We start from the raw sequence: 9,951 nt of genomic DNA on the forward strand, positions 1-9,951 counted from the left end.
AACGCCACGCCGAACAACAGAGCTGCAACCGCGCCGGGCTGTGTGCATACGGCAGCTACACCGATCAGCCCAAGAATCAGTAATGTCCGAGGATGCATCACGCACCTCCTTGACGGAGATTCCGGCGACGACGCGCCTTAGCTGACTTCAATGCAAGTCGCGCGAAGTGCGCCTTTCGAGCGTGTTCGGCGCGGCGCGCTCTTTCCTTCGGCGGCAGAACGCCGTCCGGATCAACCTGTCGCTCGAACTTGCTCGTCAAAGCAGCCCGCGCCTTTGCCGTCCTCGCGGCGCGATCCGGCGTCTGTGCCCATGACGTATGAACAGCAATGCGGGCCTGAAGTACTCGATCGTCGTGGGTACTCATTCAGCACCGTCCGATTCGACGGGCTGTACCAAGGCGACGACCTCGGCTCGGCTGACATAGAGCACGCCTGATGGAGGCCGCCTATACGCCTTTAACATGCGACGGAAGATCCACCGGCGCACAGTTGTCGGGTGGACTCCTCCCGCCACGCGCGCTGCTTCCTTCAAGTTGATCAAATCACTTGGCGGAGAGAGGTATTCAGCAGCGCCTGATGTGGCACGCACTTTGCGCCCATGCTGATCACCGACGATCAGTGTCGGACGCGAGGGATCTACACTGGACATGCTTCAGGGAACTCCTATCCGTCTGAAGTGCAGGAATGCTGAAGCGGGCGGCAACCCGCTTTGGTCATTGGCTCCCCGGCGGCGGCAACCACCGGGGAGCCTTTTTCGTCACTGTCGTTGTCTGCTAGTTGCTAGAACTGACGACATCCTCAACTGTATATGCACAGCTGTACATGCACAAGAGTCTGTCTATACACAGTTGTCCATGCCCAGGCGGACAGGCGGGCGGATAGACGGGTCATCGGGGCCGACAGGCACGAACGGCGGGAGTCGCCGCAGTGTGCATATACAGTTGTGTATGATAAGAATGATTTTCAATAAGAGAACCGCGCACGGCTCGGAAGGACTCGGTTCATGACAGAACCCGCATATGTCTCGATTGCCGCAGAGTACGCCCGCCAGATCCGCAGTGGCGCGCTTCCTGCCGGCACTCAGATGCGGAGCCTCAACGAACTGGTCGAACGGCATAGCGTCTCGAAGATCGTCATCATCCAAGCCATACAGCTGCTAGAGCGGCAGGGGCTTGTCCGTACCGTTCCTCGACGGGGAACCTTCATCACGGATCATCCGAACCTGGTTCGAGTCGCGCCCGAACGTCAGATGGAGGATCCTGAGGACACCTTCGGTCACGAGTCCGATCGGGATGTTCGCATCGAGCGAGACAGCGAGCGACTTCCCGCATCAGAGGAGCTTGCGGATGCATTCGCGATATCCCCAGGGAGCGAAGTACTTCACACCATCACCCGTGCGACCGAGGATGGTCGGCCGATCTCAATATCCGACACGTATCAGCCGACCGAAGCGGCGGACATCTCAGCTGCCACAGTGCTCGAAGAGACTGTGGCCGATCGTATCCCGCTGGAGTCGCACGCTACATGGCTCGAGACACCCGCAGGTGATCTCGTCAAGTCGGTTCGTCAGCGGTACCTTGGCCCGGGCGAACAAGTGCTAATGGTGTCCGAGATCTCCTATCCCCGAGACCGATACGACGCATTCGTGTTCCGGATGGAACTTCAACAACAACTGAAGCAATCGCCTACCGAGTAGGACAGTCAAGCGATGTCAGCGACGCACCCAGCCTTGCGCTACATCGGCCAGGTTCCACCACGAAACATATTGCGAATCTTCGGATTCCAGCTTCCACGCTGAGGTCAGGGCATCGAAGAATGCGTCATCGCCGGTCTTGCCACCCTTGGGTTCACCGATGAACAGGAGGCGATCACCTCCAGCTCGACTGAACTCGTCAAGCGCGGTCGATGCCATCTCGTTGCCCCATCCCGGCGGCCAGCAGAGGAACAATACGTGATCCGAGCGGTCACGGATCCGTTCCGTGAACGCCCCCAGACCACCGACGTTGTGCCAGACATCGCGTTGCCCGGATGCACCGGGAAACGAGACGTTCTCAGTGGTGTCAGGTGGTTCAGAATCGTAGGCGTCAACCGTCAGACCAGCAGTGGTCAACTGAGCCGCCCAATAACCACGCCCGGCACCGAGTTCGACCACGTCCTTGCCAGCACAGAACTCGACCATCCAGTTGATCGTCTCTGGCGACGGAATGGCGTAGGCATAGACCGCTTGCAAAATCGTCTGCGCAAACCCAAGCCGCGCACTTCCTTCAGAGCGACCACCATCGACTACTCGACGCCCCTGACGTTCTGAAACTGAAGGGGCAACGATGTCCCAGTATGGATTCCGGCTCTGAGTATCGCCCCCGGTCATGTAGTTCACGAACCGGAGGTCGAACGCAGCGTCAGCCTGGTCGTCACCGCTGCCGGGCAGCATCGGTGCCGTGTCCAGGTAGTCAGCTACCTTCGGGTACTCGGTCCGGAGACGGTTCGCGTCGCCCAGCAGGGCTGCCAGTTGATCACGACGTTCGGTTGTCAGCGTCAGATCAGCCATGCTCTTGATTCTCCCCTGAAAGAGGCAAGCTTCGAGACCTACTTGCCGAAAGTGGCTGGTACCTGTGCATACCCGCGTCTTCTGCTTCGCCAAAGTTCGCGACGAACCTAGATCTGATCACCAAGCCGTGCTCGCCGATGAGCCGCCTTGGCGCGATCAACCGCAACAGACTTCCCGTACTTCGCGAGCATCTGTCGACTCCGCCAACCTGCCAGCATCATGAGGTCTTGCTCTTGGCCACCATTGTCCAGCCAGTTGTGGGCGAAGAAGTGCCGGAACTGATGCGGGTGAATGTGTTCGATGCCGGCAGCCTGACAACGCCGTTCCACCATCTGCCCTATACCGTGGTCGGTCATCGGCCCGAACTTCCCCAGCCACAATGCAGGCTCATCGTTGACGGCCTTCGGGTGCTGAGCCCGGACCCGCAGATATCGACGCAGTGCCGTACGGGTCTTGTCGCCGAAGGGGACGGTCCGTGGCCGACGGCCTTTGCCAAGCACGGTCGCCGTGTTCTCCGCGAAGTCGAGAGCGTCAACCGACAGCGGAGCAATCTCACCTCGACGACAACCGGTGTCAAGGAACAGCCGGATAATCGCAGTATCTCGGCGATCTTCGAAGTTGGTTCCCGCGCACTCGGCAAGCAACCTCTTCAGCGCGTCGAGCGGAGGTACAGGTACCTGCCGCTCCGGAGCGTCCGGTTGCGTCATCCGGTCGAACGGGTTGACCTCGATGATCTCCTCCGTCTCGAGGTACTTGAAGAACTGTTGCAGACTCCGATACTGGCCACGCGCGTACTCCGGCGACAGCGGCTCACCGGTACGCAGATTCGTTCTGGTGAGTAAAGATTCAATGTACTGACCGATGTGTTCTCGCGTGATCGCTGGACCGGTAGTCGGAAGTTCGTTCGCAGCAAGGTAGGCCCTGAAGTACTCGATGTGCTTCAAGTAGCCATTGATCGTGCGCTGGCTGCGGTTCTTCCGGCGTAGCTCGGTGGCGAAATCCTCCGCCAGCTCCCGGATGTCGTCCAAATCCGAGGTCATAGCACCCTACGGTACGCGCACAGTCTAAAGCTCAACAAGCGCTGTTCTGGATCAACTCGGCTCAACGATTCAGCGTTCACGCTGGTGGGGCGGGGTGAGTGGGACGGGTGGGGCTCGAACCCACGACCAACGGATTATGAGTCCGCGGCTCTAACCGACTGAGCTACCGTCCCCCGACCGCAGCGTGTGTATGCGGGCGTCAAGATGTTACCGGGTCGGGCGTGTTAGCACCTATTCGGATCGCCGTTGGGCGGATTGCGGACTAGGGTGAGGGCGGTACCGACCCCCGATGGGAGGGCAGGCGTGGCGGATCTGTTCGTGAACGTGTTGCGGGCGCATCAGTGGTTGTACGAGAAGTCGGACGGGCTGGTGGGGCATCGGCTGCTGTTCGGGAATCCGACCTTGTTGCTGCGGACGGTCGGGCGCAAGACGGGGCTGGCGCGGACCAACGCGCTGACCTATGCGCAGGACGGTCAGGACTATCTGGTCACCGCCTCCAAGGGCGGGGCGCCCGAGCCGCCGGGATGGCTGGCCAACCTGAAGGCCAAGCCCGACAACGAGATCCAGGTGGGCAAGCGACGGATACCGGTTACGGCCCGGGCGACCTATCCCGACGATCCCGACTACGCGCGCCGGTGGAAGCTGGTCGACAAGGTCAACCACGGGCGCTACACCCAGTACCAGACCAAGACCGACCGCAAGATCGCGGTCGTGGTGCTGACCCCGCGCAACGCCTGAACCGAGCCCCGGCCCGGCCCGGGCATCAGCCCGTGGCCGACCGGCGTCGGATCGCCTCCTCGCGTCACATCGTCAGAATCGTGCGCCCCACGGCCTGCCGAGCCTCGATGGCGGCATGGGCGGCGGCGGCCTGATCGAGCGGGAAGGTCTGGCCGACAACGACTTCCAAATCTCCCTCGGCAGCCATGTCGAAAGCTCGCGCTCCCAGTGCCGCCCAGTCCACGCCGGAGTTGGTGATGTCCATCAGGGACAGGACGGTAATGCCCGCCGCGGCAGCGCGTTCGGTGTCCAGTTCCGCGAAGCCGCCTGCCGCGTTGCCGTATCCGAGATACCGGCCGCCCGGGGCGATAGCGCCCAGGGAGTCCCCGCCGATCGGCCCGCCGGCGCCGTCCAGCACCGCGGACACCCCGGTACCGCCGGTCAGCCCCAGCACCTGGTCCGCCCAGCCGGGTTCCTCGTAGTCGATCGCCTCGCTCGCGCCCAGCCGACGCGCCAGGTCGAGCTTCGTATCCCCGTGCGCGGCGGCGATCACCGTGGCCCCGGCCGACCGCGCCAGCTGGGTGAGCAGCGTGCCCAAGCCGCCGCCCGCGGCGGTGATCAGCACCGGCTGCCCCGGCCGGAATGCCGCGCTCCCGGCCACCGCCATCGCGGCCCTGCCGTCGTGCACCAGCGCCGCGGCGTGCACGAAGTCCAGGGCGCCAGGTAGTTCGGTGAGCGTCTGCGCCTTCGCCGGCGCCCGCTCGGCGTAGCCGCCGACGGGTAGCCCGCCGCCGATCCCGCTGGCGGCGGTGGCGGTCGCTACCCGTTTGCCGACCCATCCCGGATCGACGTCCTTCCCTACGGCGGACACGACTCCGGCGACCGCCCCGCCCGGCACGTACGGCGGGCGGACGGCGAAGAAGTCGGTGCCCCATCCGCTGCGCAACCGCACGTCGAGGAACATCACATCCGCCGCCGCGACATCGATCACAACTTCGCCGGTCCCGGCCACCGGATCCGGCGCCGTGCCGGCCACCAGCACGCCCGGACCACCGAACGACTTCGCCTCGATCACCCGCATCTTCGACCACATCCCTTCGTTCTCGCGATGAGCACAGCCTTCTACCTGAAGCAAGGTTCAGGTCAAGCGCGGATGCGGGAACTTCGCCGATCCGGGTGTGCCGTTTGGTGATCGGCCGAAATGTCCGTTACCCTCACAGGTGAGGGGAGTACTTCCCAAGTGCCATACCGGTCAGTACGGATTCCGCCATCGGAATCCCCGGGTGGCCACCCGAGTGAGGGTGAAGGAGACCTCGGGTGTTGAGCCATGCCCGAGGAGATCTTTTTATGAGCCCTACCGACACCGTTCTCGCAGCGTCCATCCAGACCATCGGCACACCCTGGTTATGGACCGCCACCATCCTCGGTGTTATCGCGCTGCTGGTACTCGACTTCGTCGTCACCCGCAAGCCGCACGAGGTGTCGATGCGCGAGGCCGTCGGATGGACGATCTTCTACATCGCCCTGCCCGTCGTCTTCGGGCTCGTCATCTGGGCCGCGTACGGCGGCACGCCCGGGACCGAATTCTTCACCGGCTACGTGCTGGAGAAATCGCTGTCGGTCGACAACCTGTTCGTCTTCATGCTGCTGCTGTCGGCCTTCGCCGTGCCGGCGGCGCTGGCACAGCGGGTGCTGCTGTTCGGCATCGTCGGCGCGCTGGTGCTGCGCGGCATCTTCATCGCCCTGGGCGCCGCCGCGCTCGCCTCGCTCGACTGGGCGTTCCTGCTGTTCGGCGCGATCCTGCTGGTGACGGCGGCGAAGTTGCTGGTCGACACCGCTCGCGGGAACGACCAGCACGTCGACATCTCGAGCATGCGATCGGTGCGACTACTGCGCAAGCTGATGCCGGTGACCGACGACTACCACGGCACCCGCATGACCGTGCGCGAGGCCGGCAAGCGCGCCCTGACGCCGCTGGCGCTGGTGGTCGCCGCCGTGATGGGTACCGACGTGGTCTTCGCCGTCGATTCGGTGCCCGCCGTGTACGGCGTCACCGGCGACCCGTACCTGGTGTTCGCCACCAACGCGTTCGCGCTGCTCGGACTGCGGGCGCTGTACTTCGTGCTGCAGGCGGCACTGTCGCGGCTGGTGCATCTGGCCTACGGGTTGGCGATCATCCTGGCGTTCATCGGCGTGAAGCTGGTGTTGCACTGGGCGCACGGCACCTGGGAGCAGGTCCCGACGATCCCGACCGTGGCCTCGCTGGGTGTGATCGTGGTGGTGCTCGCCATCGTGACCGTGACCAGCCTGCGCGCGACGCGAGGGGCCGGCGAGGTCGATTCGGCGACAACGACGCCCCAGTCGTAGCGCCGAGCCGGACGGATGCTACGAGTTGCCCGCCGGATTCTCGCGACCATACTGTGAATCGTGCTGTTTCAACGGTTGCGCCGCATCGACCTGAGCCGGTGCACCGGGCCGTGGACGATCTACAGCTGTCGGAGGCGGTGTTCAAGACCTGTCCGTGGCAGCCGCGTGAGCTGGTGGAAACCGGCCTGCGACAGTGGCTGCGCTGCTGCGGTGCGGCCATGCGCGACGACCAGGTGATCGGCATGCCCTCGCATGCCGTCGACGAGGCGTGGCATGGGCTCATTCTCTGCACCACCCGATACGCCCGATTCTGCGACGCGGCCTACGGCCGGTTCCTGCATCACTTTCCCGAGGGTGACGGCCGTCGAGCGGCTCCGGAGAGGCCGGAGATGCCATGGACTCCCAACTGGGCCGGACCGTCGTCGCGTGGTCGATGGTGGCCCGGCCGGGCGAGGAGTGTGTGCTGTGGGATCTCGACAGCAGGGTGGGCGTCGAACGGCCGTGGGGAATCCCGCGCGGACGCGTCGAGATCATCGAATCCGACCTGCGCGCCGCCGATTCCCGCTGAGGACCGGCCGGGTCCGGCTCAGCCGCCGCCGCAGCCTCCACCGCTGGAATCGCCACCACCGTCGCTAGAGGAAATGCCGACGCCACCCGAGTGGTACCGGCCGCCGCCGCATCCGGCGCGGCCGTACTCCCACCGGCCGTGCCTCCGCGGTGATGTGCCGGACCGCACGCCCCACACGCCGACCGCGACAATGACGCCCACCATCGCCACATAGCCGATTACTCCCCCAATTCCCATGTTCCGGAACGTATTCGGACTTCCCAAAGGTGCGCCGAAGATTCGGTTGCCGTGGCGTCTCGGTACTCGTCGATGGTGGCCCGGCACGGTGCGGCTCAGCTGCCCCGCCACCGCCGCCTCCACCGCAGCCGCCGCCTCCGCCGCCCCCGCAGGAGCCGCCGCCGCAGCCGCCTCCCCCACCGCAGCCGTTGCCGCTGTCGCCGCCGCCGAAGGAGCCGCCGTCCGAGTAGGTCCCGCCGCCGTATCCGGATCGGCCGTGCCGCCACCGGTCGCGCCGCCGGCGAGATCTGCCGGACCTCGCACTCCACACGCTGCCCGCGATGACGACGAGCACCATGGCCACCCAGATGATTACTCCCGCTGTTCCCATACCGCGGACGGTAGCCCGTCTCGCCAAAGATCGGCCAAAGATCCAGTTGCCGTGGCGGCGAACGGTACTCGACCGCGCGTCACGGTCCTTCGAAGCACCCGTCGTCGGGATCGCCGCACGTCTCGTCGCAGTAGCCGGTGTCGTCGTATCCGTGACCGCCGTGGTTCCGGGAAAACGCCACCGACCTGCCGATGAGCACGACGCACCCGCAGATCAGGGCAATGGCCACGACCACGGTCACAGTTTCCATGCACCGCAACGTAAGTACGGAGCCCTATGACCTGCTTAATGTTCGGTTGGAGGGCGGACCGGCTACGTCAGCTTCACCCGTGCCGCGAGGAAACGGTCCAGGGCGGGGGCGAACCGGTGGAAGTGGTATCGGAGATGGGCCTCCGGGGTGACGGGGACGACCGCGCGGCCGCGTTCGACGGCCTGGACGATCTGGGCGGCCACCTTCTCCGGGCCGTAGCCGCGCATCCGGTAGAGGTCGTCGTACCGGGTCTGCCTGTCGGCCTCCTCCTCGGCGGAGAGGCCCGAAAACCTGGTCGCGGCAACAATATTGGTGTGCACGATGCCGGGGCAGATGGTGTGCACCTCGATGCCCTTGCCGGCCAGTTCGGCGCGCAGGCAGTCGGAGAACATGAACACCGCCGACTTGCTGGTCGAGTACGCGCTGAACCCGCGCTGCGGGGTGTAGGCGGCCATGCTGGACAGGTTCACGATGTGCCCGCCGAGACCGCGTTCGGCCATCGCGGCGCCGAAGGTGCGGCAGCCGTTGACCACTCCCCCGAGGTTCACCCGCATCACCCGGTCGAATTCGGCCGCGCTGGTGGCGAAGAAATCGCCGGCCTGACCGATGCCCGCGTTGTTGATCAGGATGTCGGGCACGCCGTGTGCGGCGAGCACGATGGCGGCGTGCTCGGCCACGGCGGTCTCGTCGGAGACGTCCAGCTCGTACGTGTGCGCGACACCCCCGGCGGCCGTGACGAGTTCGGCGGTCTGTTTCGCCGCCTCGAGATCGAGGTCCGACAGGACGATTTCGGCACCGCGCCGCGCGAACTCCAGCGCCGTCTCGCGGCCGATTCCGCTGCCGCCGCCGGTGATCACCACCAGGTTGTCGCCGAACGGACGGCGTTCCCGGCCCACCTCGGCCCGCCGCAGCCCCGCGCCTGCGGACCGCCGCCGATCGATTCGACGAGTTCGGTTGTGGCCGTGGCCAATAGTTCCGGATGCGAGAACGGCAGCCAGTGGCCTCCGCCGACCTCGCGCCGCCACAGTCGCGGCGCCCCACTGCCGGGTGTCGGCGTATCCCGCGGGCCGCACCGCGACATCGCGGCGCGCGATGATCAGCTGCACCGGGACCTCGGTGCGGCGCTCCCGGGGGTTCAGCACGCGCTGCAGGATATTGGCGCGGTAGATCCGCATCCCGTCGAAGAAGTCCGCACGGAACGTCGGGCCCAATGCGACGTTCCGCGGGGAGGTTTCGTTCATCAGCCCGACGAAACGCTGCCAGACCTTCTCCATCGACAGCGGCCGCAGCACCACCTTCGGCACACCGGGTGTCATGAACAGGAAGGTGTACGTGGACGAGAGCAGCTGCGTGAACGGACCCCACATCGCGCCGCGAGACAGTTTGGCGCGCATCCACTTTTCCCATATGGTCGAGGTTCGGCCCGGACACCGAGGTGAACGACGCGATGCGATCGGCGGCGCGCGGCTCGCACACCGCCTCCCACATCTCGACCGAACCCCAATCGTGCGCGAGCACGTGCACGGGCTCATCCGGGCTCACGGCGTCGGCGACGGCGAAGAAGTCGGCGGCGAACCGGTCCAGGCGATAGTCCTGCGTGCGCGCAGTACGGGTGGACCGGCCGTGCCCGCGGGTGTCGTAGGCTACGACGTGAAAGCGGTTGGCCAGCAACGGGACAACCCGGTCCCACAGATGGTGGTCGTCGGGCCAGCCGTGCACCAGCACCACGGTCTCGGCGTTCGGTGCGCCGTATTCGTAGACGGCAAGCTCGAATTCGCCCGCTGCGCACGGTCCGCTCGACATCCGCAAAGGGCCTCTCATCGGTCACTGTGTTCTCCTTCGGCGCTTCGTCGTG

9 protein-coding genes, 1 tRNA gene and 1 pseudogene are annotated in these 9,951 nt (G+C 65.3%); 4 read left to right on the forward strand and 7 right to left on the reverse strand.

The features are described 5' to 3' along the window. Nucleotides 1-1,002 precede the first annotated feature (1,002 nt). The gene (locus D892_RS0100120) at nt 1,003-1,695 is read left to right on the forward strand and encodes a GntR family transcriptional regulator (protein WP_024799310.1); all 693 of its coding nucleotides are present in this window, start codon (nt 1,003-1,005) and stop codon (nt 1,693-1,695) included. Between the two features lie 15 nt (nt 1,696-1,710). Here D892_RS0100120 and D892_RS0100125 read toward each other — a convergent pair whose 3' ends face one another. From D892_RS0100125 to D892_RS0100135, 3 genes are all read right to left on the reverse strand, one after another. Next, the gene (locus tag D892_RS0100125) at nt 1,711-2,547 is read right to left on the reverse strand and encodes a hypothetical protein (protein ID WP_024799311.1); all 837 of its coding nucleotides are present in this window, start codon (nt 2,545-2,547) and stop codon (nt 1,711-1,713) included. Between the two features lie 107 nt (nt 2,548-2,654). Continuing rightward, nucleotides 2,655-3,587, reverse strand: coding sequence for a tyrosine-type recombinase/integrase (locus tag D892_RS0100130; RefSeq protein WP_024799312.1), 933 nt, complete (start codon nt 3,585-3,587; stop codon nt 2,655-2,657). A 99-nt stretch (nt 3,588-3,686) separates the two neighbouring features. Continuing rightward, a tRNA-Ile gene (locus D892_RS0100135) sits at nt 3,687-3,760 on the reverse strand. A gap of 130 nt (nt 3,761-3,890) precedes the next feature. Between D892_RS0100135 and D892_RS0100140 the strand changes: the two genes are divergently transcribed. Further along, the gene (locus D892_RS0100140) at nt 3,891-4,325 is read left to right on the forward strand and encodes a nitroreductase family deazaflavin-dependent oxidoreductase (RefSeq protein ID WP_024799313.1); all 435 of its coding nucleotides are present in this window, start codon (nt 3,891-3,893) and stop codon (nt 4,323-4,325) included. A gap of 64 nt (nt 4,326-4,389) precedes the next feature. Here the strand turns inward: D892_RS0100140 and D892_RS0100145 are convergent, their stop codons facing one another. Further along, nucleotides 4,390-5,397, reverse strand: a complete 1,008-nt coding sequence (locus D892_RS0100145; RefSeq protein WP_232235930.1) for a zinc-binding dehydrogenase — start codon at nt 5,395-5,397, stop codon at nt 4,390-4,392. A 254-nt stretch (nt 5,398-5,651) separates the two neighbouring features. Here D892_RS0100145 and D892_RS0100150 point away from each other — a divergent pair, with 254 nt between their 5' ends. Beyond that, on the forward strand, nt 5,652-6,671 hold the full coding sequence (locus tag D892_RS0100150; RefSeq protein WP_024799315.1) for a TerC family protein: 1,020 nt from the start codon (nt 5,652-5,654) through the stop codon (nt 6,669-6,671). 394 nt (nt 6,672-7,065) lie between these two features. Next, a complete protein-coding gene (locus tag D892_RS49435; protein ID WP_369801718.1) occupies nt 7,066-7,239 on the forward strand; it encodes a hypothetical protein in 174 nt (57 codons plus the stop codon). A gap of 686 nt (nt 7,240-7,925) precedes the next feature. On the opposite strand, the gene D892_RS46220 is transcribed toward D892_RS49435, so the two are convergent. The 3 genes and pseudogenes from D892_RS46220 to D892_RS48205 form a co-directional block, all read right to left on the reverse strand. Then, nucleotides 7,926-8,096, reverse strand: coding sequence for a hypothetical protein (locus tag D892_RS46220; protein ID WP_156959305.1), 171 nt, complete (start codon nt 8,094-8,096; stop codon nt 7,926-7,928). A gap of 62 nt (nt 8,097-8,158) precedes the next feature. Beyond that, the gene (locus D892_RS39965) at nt 8,159-9,490 is read right to left on the reverse strand and encodes an SDR family oxidoreductase (RefSeq protein ID WP_232235931.1); all 1,332 of its coding nucleotides are present in this window, start codon (nt 9,488-9,490) and stop codon (nt 8,159-8,161) included. Between the two features lie 58 nt (nt 9,491-9,548). Beyond that, nucleotides 9,549-9,917 (reverse strand): annotated as a pseudogene (locus tag D892_RS48205) (alpha/beta fold hydrolase); the annotation flags it as partial. Nucleotides 9,918-9,951: the final 34 nt, after the last annotated feature.

It is taken from the genome of Nocardia sp. BMG51109 (genome assembly GCF_000526215.1).
Lineage (GTDB): Bacteria > Actinomycetota > Actinomycetes > Mycobacteriales > Mycobacteriaceae > Nocardia.